The sequence below is a fragment of the Paenibacillus phocaeensis genome, from assembly GCF_900021165.1.
Taxonomy (GTDB): domain Bacteria; phylum Bacillota; class Bacilli; order Paenibacillales; family Paenibacillaceae; genus Fontibacillus; species Fontibacillus phocaensis.
Window position 1 is genome coordinate 493947 of sequence record NZ_FCOQ01000018.1, and the last position, 15373, is coordinate 509319.

The 15373-nt window shown below is 51.8% G+C and carries 15 protein-coding genes; 12 read left to right on the forward strand and 3 right to left on the reverse strand.

Annotation, left to right across the window (positions count from 1 at the left end):
• Nucleotide 1 precedes the first annotated feature (1 nt).
• The 6 genes from BN3795_RS12275 (at nt 2) to BN3795_RS12300 (ending at nt 5460) form a co-directional block, all read left to right on the forward strand.
• Nucleotides 2-661 (forward strand): TerC family protein, encoded by a 660-nt coding sequence (locus BN3795_RS12275; protein ID WP_068784942.1) that lies wholly within the window; start codon nt 2-4, stop codon nt 659-661.
• Nucleotides 662-823: 162 nt separating this feature from the next.
• Nucleotides 824-1318, forward strand: coding sequence for a hypothetical protein (locus BN3795_RS12280; protein ID WP_068785384.1), 495 nt, complete (start codon nt 824-826; stop codon nt 1316-1318).
• Nucleotides 1319-1517: 199 nt separating this feature from the next.
• Nucleotides 1518-3359, forward strand: coding sequence for a translational GTPase TypA (gene typA, locus BN3795_RS12285; RefSeq protein ID WP_068784943.1), 1842 nt, complete (start codon nt 1518-1520; stop codon nt 3357-3359).
• Nucleotides 3360-3395: 36 nt separating this feature from the next.
• Nucleotides 3396-3704: a YlaH-like family protein gene (locus BN3795_RS12290; RefSeq protein ID WP_068784944.1), complete on the forward strand. Its 309-nt coding sequence runs from the start codon at nt 3396-3398 to the stop codon at nt 3702-3704.
• A 93-nt stretch (nt 3705-3797) separates the two neighbouring features.
• Complete coding sequence (locus tag BN3795_RS12295) at nt 3798-4898, forward strand: LCP family protein (protein ID WP_068784945.1); 1101 nt, start codon at nt 3798-3800, stop codon at nt 4896-4898.
• Between the two features lie 109 nt (nt 4899-5007).
• Complete coding sequence (locus BN3795_RS12300) at nt 5008-5460, forward strand: pyridoxamine 5'-phosphate oxidase family protein (RefSeq protein WP_068784946.1); 453 nt, start codon at nt 5008-5010, stop codon at nt 5458-5460.
• A gap of 40 nt (nt 5461-5500) precedes the next feature.
• Here the strand turns inward: BN3795_RS12300 and BN3795_RS12305 are convergent, their stop codons facing one another.
• On the reverse strand, nt 5501-6136 hold the full coding sequence (locus BN3795_RS12305) for a YhcN/YlaJ family sporulation lipoprotein (protein WP_068784947.1): 636 nt from the start codon (nt 6134-6136) through the stop codon (nt 5501-5503).
• A 129-nt stretch (nt 6137-6265) separates the two neighbouring features.
• Between BN3795_RS12305 and BN3795_RS12310 the strand changes: the two genes are divergently transcribed.
• A complete protein-coding gene (locus BN3795_RS12310) occupies nt 6266-7597 on the forward strand; it encodes a PhoH family protein (RefSeq protein ID WP_068784948.1) in 1332 nt (443 codons plus the stop codon).
• Between the two features lie 518 nt (nt 7598-8115).
• Nucleotides 8116-9378 carry an extracellular solute-binding protein gene (locus tag BN3795_RS12315; RefSeq protein WP_068784949.1) on the forward strand — a complete coding sequence of 421 codons (1263 nt, stop codon included), beginning with the start codon at nt 8116-8118 and terminating at the stop codon, nt 9376-9378.
• Nucleotides 9379-9389: 11 nt separating this feature from the next.
• On the opposite strand, the gene BN3795_RS12320 is transcribed toward BN3795_RS12315, so the two are convergent.
• Together BN3795_RS12320 and BN3795_RS12325 are read right to left on the reverse strand one after the other, a co-directional pair.
• Nucleotides 9390-10466, reverse strand: coding sequence for a coiled-coil domain-containing protein (locus BN3795_RS12320; protein WP_232729919.1), 1077 nt, complete (start codon nt 10464-10466; stop codon nt 9390-9392).
• A 128-nt stretch (nt 10467-10594) separates the two neighbouring features.
• Complete coding sequence (locus BN3795_RS12325; protein ID WP_068784951.1) at nt 10595-10831, reverse strand: DUF2626 family protein; 237 nt, start codon at nt 10829-10831, stop codon at nt 10595-10597.
• A gap of 347 nt (nt 10832-11178) precedes the next feature.
• Here BN3795_RS12325 and BN3795_RS12330 point away from each other — a divergent pair, with 347 nt between their 5' ends.
• The 4 genes from BN3795_RS12330 (at nt 11179) to BN3795_RS12345 (ending at nt 15283) form a co-directional block, all read left to right on the forward strand.
• Nucleotides 11179-11832 (forward strand): RsfA family transcriptional regulator, encoded by a 654-nt coding sequence (locus BN3795_RS12330; RefSeq protein WP_068784952.1) that lies wholly within the window; start codon nt 11179-11181, stop codon nt 11830-11832.
• A 102-nt stretch (nt 11833-11934) separates the two neighbouring features.
• Entirely contained in the window at nt 11935-12870 is a 936-nt protein-coding gene (locus BN3795_RS12335) for a ketopantoate reductase family protein (RefSeq protein ID WP_110945186.1), read from the forward strand.
• Between the two features lie 79 nt (nt 12871-12949).
• Nucleotides 12950-13333, forward strand: coding sequence for a DUF3397 domain-containing protein (locus BN3795_RS12340; RefSeq protein WP_110945148.1), 384 nt, complete (start codon nt 12950-12952; stop codon nt 13331-13333).
• A gap of 228 nt (nt 13334-13561) precedes the next feature.
• The gene (locus tag BN3795_RS12345) at nt 13562-15283 is read left to right on the forward strand and encodes a peptide ABC transporter substrate-binding protein (RefSeq protein WP_068784954.1); all 1722 of its coding nucleotides are present in this window, start codon (nt 13562-13564) and stop codon (nt 15281-15283) included.
• Nucleotides 15284-15373: the final 90 nt, after the last annotated feature.

Consider the following 15373-nt stretch of genomic DNA (forward strand, 5'->3'; position numbering starts at 1 on the left):
CTTGGAACAATTGCTGCTGCTGTCGGAAATTTTGATCATTAATTTAGTGCTCAGCGGCGATAATGCCGTTGTTATAGCTATGGCCAGCAAGAACTTGCCGCTTAAGCAACGTAAGCGGGCCGTATGGTGGGGGGCGCTGGGGGCCGTAGTGCTGCGGTGCATCTTAACCTGGGTAGCCGTATTGCTGTTGAAAATTCCGTTTATTCATGCGGCGGGAGGCCTGCTGCTGGTTGCTATTGCCTTCAAGCTGCTGATGCCGCAGGAGGAGCATTCCCGCGTGGCTGGCGCAGGCTCGATGTGGAAGGCGGTGCAGACGATCCTCGCCGCCGACTTCATTATGAGCCTGGATAACGTGCTGGCGATCGCCGCGCTCGCAAAGGGCGATTTGTCGATCCTCGTCATCGGGATCGCCATCAGCATTCCGATCGTGGTATGGGGCAGCAACCTGATCGCCGATTGGCTGCAGCGCCTGCCGATCCTGGTGTATGCCGGGGCGGGCATCCTCGGATACACTGCAGGGGATATGCTGCTGCAGGATCCGCAGCTCGGACCGGCCCTTGCGGCGGCCGCCCCAGCATGGGCACATGCCGTCCCTGCGGTGACCGCCGCGGTCGTTATTATGTTCGGCTGGCTGCGAAAATATAACGCAGGCCGCGGTTGATCCCCTGAGGCAGTTCCATCCACGCCAACCGAAAAAAAACATCGCACCTGGACTTAGGCCGAGTGGTTTTTTGGGCCGATTTCATATAAACTGGAAGAGAAGGGGATGTCGTATTTTGCTGCGGCTTGTCCCTCATTGTCTTCTGGAAGGTGTGTGATGGATATGTCCGACAACAACAAGCTGATGACTGGCATCTTGATTCTCGCTGCCGGAGTCATTATCCTGCTCGGAAAATTAGGGGTGTTCAGCTTTCTCGGCAGAGCGCTATGGCCGCTGCTGCTGCTGATCCCGGGGATCGTGCTTCACTTATGGCATTTTTGGCGCAAAGGTCCAGCGGAACTGCTGCTTCCCGGCGCTATTCTGATCATTTACAGCCTCGTCTTCTTCACCGGCGTAATCGGCGGATGGCACACCTTGAAGTACACCTGGCCGTTCTTCTTCCTTGGCTTGGCTGTCGGTCTGTTCGAATACGGCTATTTCTCGCCTCAACGCCAGAACGGAATATTCATTGCTGCCTTGATTCTGGGGGCCATTTCGGTCCTGTTGCTCGGGTGGACGCTGTTCGCCTCGTCGATCGTGTATTTCTTGGCAGCGCTGCTGATTATTGCCGGGATCTGGTTGATCGCGGCCCGCGGCAATCGCCGCAGATCGTGGTGATGGATTGCGGCTCTTGAAAAATTCGAAATTTCGCGTATAATATAGGGGATATGTCAAGCGTCGGCATTTAGTCGACGCTTTGTTTTGTGGTTCAGGAGGCTGCACTTGGTTCTGTCGGGTAATCACCGTTCGAAGTGCAAACTTTATTTATATAACTTGTCATTAATCTATAGAGACGAAAGGATATGGAGATAAACCTATGCATGAAAGAAATCAAATTCGCAATATTGCGATTATTGCTCACGTCGACCACGGGAAAACGACCCTCGTCGACAAGTTGCTGCAGCAATCCGGGATTTTCCGGGAAAATGAGGCAGTTCAAGAACGCGCCATGGACTCGAACGATCTGGAACGGGAGCGCGGGATTACGATCTTGGCCAAAAACACCGCCATTACGTACAAGGACTATTTGATCAACATCGTGGATACTCCGGGACACGCCGACTTCGGTGGGGAAGTGGAACGGATTATGAAAATGGTTGACGGCGTTCTGCTCGTCGTGGATGCCTATGAAGGCTGTATGCCGCAAACGAAATTCGTGTTGCGTAAAGCGTTGGAGCATCACCTCACCCCGATCGTCGTGGTGAACAAAATCGACCGTCCGGCCGCACGCCCGGCGGAAGTGATCGACGAAGTCCTGGATCTGTTCATCGAATTGGAAGCCAGCGATGATCAGTTGGAATTCCCGGTGGTTTACGCTTCGGCTTTGAACGGGACGTCCAGCCTGGATCCGGAGAAACAGGATGACAATATGCTGGCGTTGTACGAAACGATTATCGATCATATTCCGGCACCGACGGAGAAGGTAGACGAGCCGCTGCAATTCCTCGTGACGCTGATGGATTATAATGAATATTTGGGCCGGATCGCCATCGGCCGTGTGAACCGCGGCATCATCCGCCAAGGCCAATCCGTGGCGGTCATGACACGCGAAGGCGGCAAGAAGACGGCGCGCATCGAGAAGCTGTTCGGCTTCCAAGGCTTGCGCCGCGTGGAAATCGAAGAAGCCGGAGCCGGCGACATCGTAGCTATTGCCGGGATCAAGGATATCAATATCGGGGAGACGATTGCCGATCCGAACCAACCGGAAGCTTTGCCGGTATTGAAGATCGACGAGCCGACGCTGCAGATGACGTTCCTTGTTAATAACAGCCCGTTCGCCGGCCGCGAAGGTAAATGGGTGACTTCCCGGAAACTGCGCGAGCGCTTGTTCAAGGAGCTGGAAACCGATGTTTCCCTGCGCGTGGAAGAAACCGACAGCCCGGACGCATTTATCGTATCCGGCCGCGGGGAGCTTCACCTGGGCATCCTGATCGAGAACATGCGCCGCGAAGGATATGAGCTGCAGGTGTCCAAGCCTGAAGTTATCGTGCGGGAGATCGACGGAGTCAAGATGGAGCCGATCGAACGGCTGCTCATCGATATCCCGGAAGAAAGCATGGGGGCGGTGATGGAAAGCCTCGGTTCCCGCAAAGCGGAAATGGTGAACATGATCAACAACGGAAGCGGCCAGGTTCGCTTGGAGTTCCTGATTCCGGCCCGCGGACTGATCGGCTACACCACGCACTTCCTGACGCTGACCCGCGGTTATGGCGTTATGAACCATGCGTTTGACAGCTACGGTCCGTTTATCGGCGGCCAGGTTGGCGGACGTCATGAAGGCGTATTGGTTTCCAGTGAGAATGGCGTTTCTACACTTTACGGGATCTTGTCGATCGAGGATCGCGGTATCCTGTTCGTGGAACCGGGCACGGAAATCTACGAGGGCATGATCGTCGGCGAGCATACCCGCGATAACGACATCGTCGTGAACATTTGCAAGGAAAAGCAGTTGACGAACGTGCGCTCCGCAACGAAGGACGAGACCGTGAAGATGAAAACGCCGCGGTTATTCTCTTTGGAGCAAGCGCTGGAATATCTGAATGACGACGAATATTGCGAAATCACACCGAAATCGGTTCGGTTGCGCAAGAAGATTTTGAACAAAAGCGAACGTGAACGGGCGGAAAAACATCGCAAAATGTCGGAAGCCAATTTATAATAGGAATAATGTTGCCATTTGAAGGAGGGATTCGTTATGCAGGTCTGGTTTGCGGACCATCCGGTCATTTCCTACGTGCTCATCTTCGTGCTGATTGTTTTTGTTTACAATAAAGTATTCCGGGCACAGCAGAAGCTGCCGCTGTTTAAGGAGATCATCCTGTACCTTCTCATGGCGCTGGGTTCGTTCTTGCTGCTCATCTTTCAGATCGACAAGCTGCCGATCATCCAATGTCTGCTGGTCGCTGTCGTTCTGATGCTCATGGTACGGATCCGTTATTTTGTTGAGGGACGACGGAAAAAGGAGAAAAATGAAGGCCCGCCGGCCGGGGATCCATCGGCATAATTTGCCTCCTGTAGGTGATCCGTAACTTTTCTTAAACCCGTTACGTCTTAATGGATGCGACAACATTTATAGAGAAATAAGGTGTTTGAGTTCATGAGTTCTAATCGCAGCGGCTTACCCCCTCGGGGGAACAGCCAAAGAGACAAGGCAAAAGGTTCGACAAAAGGTGCGAAGCCGGGTTCCGCTCGAAAGAGAAAAACCAGCGGCATTAAACGTTTTTTCCAAATCGTCCTGACCCTTGTGATTATCGGGGTGATCGGGGTTGGGCTTTATGCCGGTTATTTGTTCTATACGGCGGATCAAGTCATTGACGCGACCGGGACCACGGGGGAAGTAGCTCCTGAGAAATCGGCCAAGGTCAAGCCGATTACGATGCTGCTCCTCGGCACGGATTACCGTCCGGAGACCGGCACTCATCTTAGCGATGTGATGATGGTCATCGCCATGAATCCCGATACGAAATCCGCCACGGTCGTCTCTTTGCCCCGGGATACGAGAGTGAAGATGGACGGGTACAAGACGAACAAGATCAATGCGTTTTATCCGAACTTCCTGGCGGCCGAGAAGAAAACGGGAATCTCTGCTACACAGGAAATGAAAACGATGATGAGCAAGTTTTTTGATATCCATATCGACTATGTCACGGTGCTGAACTTTCAAGGGTTCCGCGATATAGTGGACGCGCTGGGCGGCGTGGACGTCAATGTCGATGCGAATATGTGTTACCGCGATAAGGCGGACGGTACGAACATCAACCTGAAGAAGGGTGCACAGCACCTGAACGGCGAAGATGCATTGGGTTTCGTGCGGTACCGCAAATCGAATTGCAAGCCGCAGACGAAAGGATCGGATGATTTCGACCGCAACCGCAGGCAAAATGAAGTGTTGCATGCTCTGATTGACCAGGCGAAATCGCTGAACGGTGTCATGGGCGCGGGGAAAGTGATCGAATCCGTCGGCAAGAATATGGAGACGGATCTGGAATCGCAGCAAATGAAGAACATGATTCAAGCCTATTGGAGCATTTCCAAGGAGAACGTGGATTTCATGCCGGTGACCGGGGATTGGAAGAGCCCTTTCGTTTACTTGCATGAAGATGAACTGGAAGCGGCCAAGCAGGCCTTAAAGAATCAGCTCGCCGGCATAAAGACGCCGGACCCGCAGCAGGAGAATGGCGAGGAGCCGGTCAACTGACGATTGAATGCAAGTTTTGCCGCATGCTATAATACAATTGATTTATAGGATAGCTGAAGCGTCTTATCGTTGGAATCCCATGCAACGCCGTACAGGAGGGCTGGTCATCATGTCCGAGGTCGTTACCCAATTGTCCGATTCGCTTTATTCGATTCTCCAGTCCGAGACTTTTGTATTGTTGAACACGGTGGATCAAGAGTCCGGCGGACCCACGTCCAGTGCGATCTCTTGGGTATATGCCGTGGATCATACGAAATTGCGGTTAGCCTTGGACCATCGCTCCAGGCTGGTTGGCAACCTTAAGGCCAATCCGCGGGTCACCGTAACGGTATTTGGCCGGGAGACCATTTATGCCGTTAACGGCCGAGCGGAGATCGCTCAGGATCCGCTCGAAGGTGTGCCGTTTAAGATGTGCTGCTTCGATATTTATATCGATGCGGTGCGGAACGCTTTGTTTTACGGCGCGCAATTGGTCTCTCCACCGGAATATACCAAAGTTTATGACCAGCGTGCTGCGGACATGCTGGATCGTCAAGTGTTTGAAGCCATGAAAAAAGCCTAGCGAGGTTGTCGCTAGGCTTTTTTTCCATCTTGGGACAAACTTAACGTAGATTTTGCCGCGTATTTCCACCGCCAGGGGCGATTTGCATTTGTTTCGGATTCTGATTTTGGTTCTGGTTTTGATTCTGATTCTGATTCTGATTCTGATTCGGATGAACGCCCTCGGGAGGACGGGTATCGTTCGGCAATTGCGGTACAATCCGTCCGATAATGTCCGCCAGCTCGGTGGCGAAACCGGAAACCGGCCGTCCTTCCCGAATTTTGTTGCCGATTTCGGCAATGCGCTGGTTCAGGTCGATATCGGCAGTGACGATGGCTCCCGCCCCGTGCGGATCTTTTCGAAGCGCTTCAGCTACCGTATATTTAATGCTTCCCACTCTTGCACGTTCGAGGCGGCTGTCCACGTCGATGCCGACGACGGCGGTTTTGCCCATGATGACACAATGCGCGCCTTTGACGCCGGGAACCTTTTTCACAAGCTGCTCCAAATAAACTTGTCTGTCACGGTCCGACATCGCCCTGTTGCCGTCGGTATCGGTGGTGGCGTAAGGGTCTACACTTTGCGCTCGGGGCGTATTCTCCGTTTGATTTCTTGGAGAGGGTGATGCCTTTTCAGAAGCAGTTCCGCAGCTGGTAAGCAGGGAAGCCGTCATTAACAAACACAGCCATATTCGCATGTTCGATCCGTCCTTTCGGAATTGATCTCTGAAGTACCGGGTTCAAATATCGATTTTAGATTTCCCGGGACGGGAAAAAATATGTATGGATCTCATTAGGCTGCACTGACCGCGGTGGAGGGGATAAGGGTGAAGAAGATCTTTGTATTGGATACGAATGTATTATTGCATGATCCGCGTGCCGTTTTTGCCTTTGATGAGCATGATGTGGTGATTCCGGCGGTGGTGTTGGAGGAAATCGACACCAAGAAGCGGAATGCCGACGAGATCGGCCGCAATGCGCGGGGGGTCTCGCGATTGCTTGACGGTTTACGGGAAACGGGGCATTTGCACGACGGCGTACCGCTGGAGGGCGGCGGGCGAATCAAGGTGGAACTCAACCATCGCAGCTTCATCAAAGTCCAGGAAATGTTCGGCGAAGTTACGAATGACAACCGGATTCTTGCAGTAGCTCTCAATTACCACCTGGAGCAATCGGAGTCGGCCACGCCGCGCCCCGTCATTCTGGTCAGCAAAGATGTGCTCGTCCGGATCAAAGCGGATGTTCTGGGGCTACATGCCGAGGATTACTTGTCAGACCGGACCGTTGGCCCCAGCGACCTGTATGCAGGTTACTCGACCATCAAGGTTCATCCGTCGGTGATCGATGAATTCTATTCGTATCGATTCCTGCCGATAAAGCCGCTCGGGCTAAATTATTCTCTGTACCCTCATGAGTTCGTGATTCTGAAAGATGAGATGGGTACGGGAAAATCCGCTCTGCTGAAAGTCAATGAAGACGCCACCCGAATGGAGCCGCTGTATCTCAGCAATGAGCCGGCTTGGGGCATCAGCGCCCGGAACGCCCAGCAGCGGATGGCGTTGGAGCTGCTGCTCAATGATGAGATTCCGCTGGTCACGATTACCGGCAAAGCCGGAACCGGGAAGACGCTGCTGGCGCTGGCGGCCGGTCTGCTGAAGGTAGAGGATGAACATAAATATAAGAAGCTGCTGATCGCACGCCCCGTCGTCCCGATGGGGAAGGATATCGGATATCTGCCCGGGGAGAAGGAAGAGAAGCTTCGTCCCTGGATGCAGCCGATTTACGATAATCTGGAATTCCTGTTTGATACGAAAAAATCCGGCGACATCGAGAAAATCTTGATGGGGCTTGGCAGCATTCAGGTCGAAGCGCTCACGTATATTCGCGGCCGCTCGATCCCGGGGCAGTTCATCATCATCGATGAAGCCCAAAACTTATCGCGTCATGAGGTTAAAACGATCGTGTCGCGCGTCGGGGAAGGCAGCAAAATCGTGCTGGTTGGCGATCCGGAGCAGATCGATCATCCTTACCTCGACGCGACAAGCAACGGCTTGACCAGCCTGGTCGAACGCTTCCGCGACCAGGGCATCAGCGGGCATATCACGCTGGAGAAAGGCGAGCGTTCGAAGCTGGCGCAACTGGCGGCGGATTTGTTGTAAAAGATTGCTCGCCTGCCTGGAGTCGCCGTTCATCCGCAGCGAGAAACCAGTGGCAGCTGAATCCGGCCGAATCAACGGAAGCAAGTAACGATCTCAGCCCTCTCTTGTCCGCCGCACTCCGCGGCGAGAAGCAACAGCCCGGCGAATCTTCGTGTGATTTTGATTCGCCGGGCTGTTTTTGCGGTTTGGAAGAACGCTAACGGAACCCAGAGACGTTATTCTGCAGCAGATAAGTAACTTGGAGCGCTAACGGAACCTAGGGACCTTATTTGGACACTTTTGGTGCTGCCAGTTACGTTTTGGGTCAAATAACGGCTCATAGTTCCGTTAGAACGGGAAATATCCGGGAAATGTGCAAATAGCGGCTCTACGTTCCGTTACAGCGGAAAGGGAACCTCACGCCATTCCGCCTCATATACATTTTTTTACGGGACAACTCCTTTGGCGATTTGCTACAATACGGAGTATCGGAATGTTTATGGACTTACGCTCCTAAATCGTGGAGAGGAAGAACAGGCGTGAAGCGAAAAAATCATTGGGTGCTGTTTGCCATCCTCCTGCTCGCTTTAATCAATCTGTCCCCAAGCGAAGAGACAACGATGGTTCGCCCGGAGAACCGCGGGGAGGCTCAGCCGGCAGCGCCGCCTGAATCCCGGACCTTGCAGGAGACGGGCCATATTCAAGTGGCGGTGCAGCTGAACGAGTCTGATTTTCGCCGCTTGGAGGAAATGAACCGGCAGTTTATGGCGATCTATCCGGTAAAGGTCGATCTTGTGAATGTCCCGGCGGAGGAGACCTATGCCACGTTCCAACGCCAGCAAATGAAGCTGGGGGAATCGCCGGACGTCTTGCTGCTGGATAATGTCTGGATTCGGCGCTTTGCCGCGGACGGCTACTTGCTGCCCACGGAAGGTTATTATTCCGGCTCATTGTCGGGGGAAGTGTTAAGCGCTTCCTTAATCCCGAATGAATGGAACGGTTACGTCTGGGGAGTCCCGCTGGATGTCGATCCTTACGTGATGGTGTATGACGCAGCCAAGCTGAAGCAACTGGGCCTTGAGCGTCAGCCGGCTTCGGCGGACGATTGGAACGCCCTGGTATCGACCTTCAAGAAACAACGAACCCAGCCCTACCTGTTAGGTTTGGATTTTCGGGATCCTTACGCGGCGGCAACGTTGATTTGGCAGCTTGGAGGAGGCTGGAAGCCAACGGGTTCCGAGCCCTTTTTTGCAGTGAAAGGCAACATGCCGCTCGCCTTGCAGCAATTGGAGCTGATCCGCCCTTGGCTTCTCGATGCGGGCCTGGACGGCTCCGACCCGTGGAGTAAGCTGAATGGCGGCGAGCTGACGATGCTCCTCACCACAGCGTCCGAGGCGCAGAAGCATACGCACTCCCGCACGAAAGTGTGGATGCCGGAACTGCAGCCGAATCTCGCGTCAGCCTGGATTCAAGGCCGCAGCTACGCGGTTTCTTCGCAATCGGACAACGCCGAAGCAGCCGGATTGTGGATTTCAGAAATGACCTCCGCGTTAAATCAAATGCGCTGGCACGAAGCGAACAGACATCTTCCTGTTATGAAAACCATTTATTACGAAGCCGCCCATAATAAGCTGCCGGATTGGCTCCCTGCCACGTTGGCCGCCGGATCCGGATCAGCTGTCCCGGCTAGCCCGTCGTTGCCGGGACAGCTGGGAGCCTTTGCGCCGCTCACCAACGATTATTTAAACGGAGCGATAAACGCCAAGCAATATCGCAGCCGGCTGACCGAACTCAGCCAGTAACGATGCCGCTTCTATAAAGCCAATTTCAATTTTACGGTTAACGTCCCCTCGGAGATGGCCGCATCGGTCGCTTCTACGAAGGGGACGATTTTTTTCGGATAAAATCCAAGATCGAAGTCCCGCTCCAATTCGGCCCGCGTGGTATCCGGCAGCGTCAAGCCGTTAAACAACAAGCGGTCCACGTGGAAGACGATCGAATTTTCCGGTTCCTGCTCAACCGTATAATGACCCTCAACCTCCAGTTCCAGACCCTCCCGGCTGCCCCGCGCAATGATCCTGTCCTTCTCAAAGCGGAAGCTCATGTCTTTCAGCAGCTCGCTCTTGCTATAGAGAAATGCGTTCAGCTCTTCTTCGCGGATCTCCAGGCGATAACCGCCCTTTTCGGCAACCAGGCTGTTCTCGTTCTGCTGTAAAAAGTCGGGGAACTGCGACATGGCGGAGCTGAGAGCCTGAAAATACTTACGCAGCTCATGTAATCCGATGTTCTTCCAATAAGCCGTAAGCTCTTGGATGAGCGCTTTGAGTTTCTCGGGGTCGGCGCTCAGTCCAAGGGTCTGATCAACGCTTTGCTGGAGCGCGGCCACCCGATTGCGCTGGAGTTGAAGATCTTCCTTCATCCGGGCGAGCTCGGCGGTGGTGGCATCCAGTTTCTTCTTGGTGCGAGCCAGTTCCGCATATTCCGACTTGTATTGATTTATTAGGGTTCGATCCCGATCCATGATGAGTTGATAATAGTCCAATACGGTAAAAAAATCCTTCAGGCTGTTCACGCTAAGCAAGGCGTACAACAAATTTTCCCGTTCCCCCATATAATAAGCGCGCAGCCGTAAGCCGGCTTGTTCCCGGCTGGTGCGGATTTGTTCGTTTTTATCGGTCAGTTGCCCTTGCAGCTCAAGGAGGGCGGTTTCCGCCGCCCGCTGGCGGGTTTCGATTCGCCCGATTTCCCGATCGATTTCCTGAATCGACAAGCTTTGTTCCAGGATCTGTTGTTCTTCGGCGGTGAGCGGTGCGGCAGCAACCGGGATGCCGATAAGATGAAGGGCCGCAAGCGGCAGCAACAGACAGAACGTTATGACGCGTTTCTTCAACAACGATCCTCTCCCGTCAGTGGTTGTACTATATATATGATAACAGGTTTGGAAATAGCAGAGCTCACAAAAAAAGGCGCCCCGGCCTGCGGCCGAAACGCCTTTCTGGAACTTATAAACTTTTGGGATTAGAGGGGCAAACCCATTTTGAAGACCGTCCAATAGCTGAAGCCGGTAAAAGCGACGATCATGTATCCCCAAAACAGCAGGATATAGGTTCTCTCGGTAAACTTCAGGTAGCCGAAAAGAACGAAAAAGGCGGTTTGCAAGAAGAACAGCAGAGCCATTTCCGTCAGATCGCCCGCAAAGGCCATAAGCCCAATAGCCAGAGTGAAGAAGCCAAGGACGCGGAACATGCGTGCCACGAGGTAATCCCCCTTTCTTATGTATCAACGAACCTTCCATTTCTTTTCCCATTATACCCGTTAGGCCGAAAAGTGTAAATGAAAAGTCGATTTTTAACCTGATTAATCCAGTGGTGACGTGACTTTTCTAACAGTAGTATCGGTGAATATGTGCAGTTGTTATTCGTTTCCGAAAACGTGAGGTATGGAGTCCCTTGATTTTGGAAATACATTTTAGTATCAAATAGATTCTATGAACTCTATGAGAGGCATAGAAATGGAGTAAGAAGCATTTTACCCATACGCCTGCCGGAGACCGCCGGTTGGAAGACGGTTAGACTAGGATGTCGTTAGGAGGTTTTTATAGCATGACAGCTGTGAGACAAGATGCATGGAGCGCAGAAGATGATTTGATTCTGGCCGAGGTGACTCTTCGGCATATACGGGAGGGCAGCACCCAATTAAACGCTTTCGAAGAGGTAGGGGAACGAATCGGCAGAACAGCGGCGGCTTGCGGTTTCCGGTGGAACAGTTGCGTCCGGAAGAAGTATGAAGCGGCCATCAGCATCGCTAAGGCTCAGAGACAGAAACGGAATTATATGAAAAAACAAACCCCGCTGACCGTGGGTTCCGGTATGGCTTCGCTCGCTTCCGTCGAAATGGACGACGGAGGGTATCGCAGCGATGGAGTAACGGAGGAAACGATCTCCATCGACGCGGTAATCCGGTTTTTGCGCGGATGGAAGAACACGGTTCAAGAGACCAACCGCCAAATGAAGGCGCTTGAGAAGGAACTGCGCGAGAAGGAAGAGGAGCTTGCCACGCTTCGCGAAGAAAACGAACGGTTATCGGCGCAGGTGAATGAGGTGCAAACCGATTATCGGGTGGTCAACGATGATTATAAGGCGTTAATTCAAATCATGGACCGGGCCCGGCGTTTAGCTTTCTTAAACGAAGAGGATGAGGAAAGCAAATCCAGATTCAAAATGGATGCGAATGGAAATTTGGAACGAATCGAATAAGAGGGATCTGTCACAAAATCTCGCCGGGATGGCGGGATTTTTGTGTTTTAGGGGGAGATTTTGATATAAAAGAAATAGATGAAGGAAAGGGCGTGGAATATCGTGCAATTTGACATCATCGGCGCTGGAGCCCTGGGGCTGTTGTTCGGCGGCAAGCTGGCGGCGTGCGGTGCGGCGGTGCGGTTCTGGACAAGAACGGCTGAGCAGGCCGATATGCTGAAGAAGAAGGGGATTCGGCTTGCCGAATCGGATGGGACCATGACCCTGATACAGGACCCTCAATTCGAGGCGTATTCTATTGAAGAAATCGGCGGGGGCCTTAAGTTGGATCCAGCCGATTGGCTGCTGTTGACCACGAAACAACGGCACTTGGATAACCGGCTCCTGGCTTCGATCGGCCGGCTTGTAGGTTCGGATACTAAGGTTGTGTGCTTTCAGAACGGAGTAGGGCATCTGGAACGGATCAGTACGGCGTTGCCCGGCGTGCCTCTTTATGCAGCAATTACAACGGAAGGTTCGAAACGGATAAGTCCATCTCACATTGAACGGGCGGGTTGCGGGATGACCCAAATCGGGGGGTACCGCGAATCGGCCGCTTTAGCTCAGCCTGCAGAAAGTTTCGTGAAAATGCTTGAGATAGCAGGATTTACCGCGTTTTTGTCGAAAGACATCGAGAGGGAAATCTACAGGAAGCTGCTGATCAACGCGGCCATTAATCCGCTGACGGCTTTATGGCGGGTAGCTAACGGACAGTTGCTGGAGAACGAGGAGCGGCTTAAGATGCTTCGTCAATTGTGCAATGAAGGCGTAGCTGTCTACGAAGCCTACGGGATTCCCTTTGATACGGACATGTTTGACCAGATCGCGGCAGTGTGTCGGGCAACCTCAACCAATACCTCATCGATGTTAAAAGATGTGCAGCAAGGCGTGCCCACGGAAATCGATTATATTAATGGAAGATTGGTCGAAATGGCGCGCCGCAAAGGGATCTCTGTTCCCGGACATGAGATGGTGTGGCAATTGGTTCGAGCGTTATAACCTAACATGGATATAAAAATATAGTTACTTACTTTGTAAGTAAGCTTTTAGTTTACAAAATTGATGCGGAGGTGAGGCGTTGGAAGCGTTGGTCTCTTCCTTTATCGTGTTGGCCATGATACCGGTCATCCCGTTTGGACTTGTTTATTTCATTTATTCCTATGTTAAACACGACAAGAAAAAGGCGCTGAAGCTGGCGATGGATGTGACGACGCTGTTTCTGATCTTCTCGGTTTCGGCATTGTTCAATAATGTATTTCATTCCACTTTTGGCTTCTATTTAATCCTCATGATCCTGCTGGTCGTTGGAGGGTTGATTGGCGGGGCTCAGACTCGCTTGAAGGGGAAGGTTGACGGCCGCAAGCTGATGCGTGTGGTATGGCGTCTGGCATTTGCGGCAACCGGAGTAGCCTATGTTCTTTTGTTCTTGATCAGCTTCCTTACATATATTACAGCGGCCTAGACCGAACTAAGGGGACAGCCGGTAAAATACCGAATAAATGGATGACATCCTTGGTTAATTGTTAAGAAAAACAAAAGTCAATATTGTATATTGGACTATTTTGTTAAAGAATCGCGCGGAATTTATCAAAATGCGCGATAAATCTTTAAATTTATGTTGGATTTTTTTGACCGCTGGTTGTATAATCTAAAAACATATACCAAAACATTTTAAGGGGGATATTGCTAGATGAAGAAGAGTAAAAGTCTTTTGCTTCTTCTGACGCTCGTTCTTGCAGTCGGCACTTTGCTTGCCGCATGCGGTTCGAACGGCGGGAACAATGGCGCCGCCAATAACGGCGCAGCTAACGGAGGCAATACGGCTTCCGACAATGGCAACAGCGGTGAAGAGAAGTTGGCCGCAGATCAAACGCTTAGAATTAACCTGAGCGCAGAACCGCCAACATTCGATCCTGCTCAAGCTCAAGACAGCCAAGCCAACACCGTGCTGAAACTGATGTACGAAGGCCTCACACGCATGGATGAAGGCGGTCAAGTTATCCCCGCTGCAGCTGAAAGCTGGAAGATCGACGGTACGAAATACACGTTCAACCTTCGCAAAGATGCAAAATGGAGCAACGGGGACCCTGTTACGGCGAATGACTTCGTATTCGCTTGGGAACGCGTGCTGAGCCCGAATACCGATCCTACAGCTCCTTATGCTTATCAATTATTTTATGTGAAAAATGCTGAAGACTATTATAATGGTAAAATCAAAGATTTCAGCCAAGTCGGCGTAAAAGCGGTCGACGATTACACGTTGGAAGTTGAATTGGGATCCCCAACGCCTTACTTCCTGGGCTTGACTTCCTTCTATACGCTGTATCCGGTTCACCAATCCGTGAAGGATGACCCGAAATGGGCGGTTGACCAAAGCAAAATGATCGTGAACGGCGCATTCACGTTGACCAACTGGATCAAAGGCCAAACGATCGAAGTAACCAAGAACGAAAACTACTGGGATAAAGCCAACATCAAACTGAGCAAAATCACGATGTCGCTGGTCAACAGCAGTGCGACGGAGTTGGCGTCTTACCAAAACGGCGAATTGGATCGCGCCGGTCATCCGAACGGCGAAATTCCAACCGACCAAATCCCGATCCTGAAAGATCAGTTGAAAGACGAACTGCAAATCAAAGGGATTGCAAGCACGTACTACTATGAATTTAACGTAACGGCTAAACCGTTCGATAATGTGAATATCCGCAGAGCTTTTGCGATGGCCATCGATCGTCAAGCGATCGTAGACAACGTAACCCTTGGCGGTCAAGTTCCGGCGTTCGGCTTTGTGCCTCCAGGTATCAAAGGCGCAAATGACGGTGATGAATTCCGCACCGTTCACAAAGACGACTACTTCACGGAAAACCTTGAAGAAGCCAAAAAACTGTTGGAACAAGGCATGCAAGAAGAAGGCTACACGAAACTGCCTGAAATCACTTTGATCTATAACTCCAGCGATGCTCATAAGAAAATCGCTCTGGCTGTAGCTGATATGTGGAAGAAAAACCTTGGCGTTGACGTGAAATCGGAAAACCAAGAATGGGCCGTATTCATCGAAAACCGTCAAAACCTGAACTATCAAGTTGCTCGTGCCGGCTGGACTGCCGATTACAACGATCCAATGACGTTTATGGATATGTGGGTGACCGGCGGCGGCAACAACGACACTGGTTTCTCGAACGAAGAATATGACAACTTGATTAAAGAAGCGAAATCCAGCGACGACATGGCAAAACGCGATGCTAACTTCGCGAAAGCCGAAGAAATCCTGATCAAGGACAACCAAGTTCTGATGCCGTTGTACTATTACACGAATGTTGCGGCAACCAAACCGTATCTGAAGGGTGTTTCGCTCGACTTCAGCGGCGCGATTGATTACAGCCGTGCTTACATTACGGATGAGCGTAAATAAGTTGTTGCAAATTGCATAGGAATTTCGGGATATATATGTGGGTATTCCATATATATCCCGTTTTTTTTGTGTGCGGTCTTCTTCCAAGCA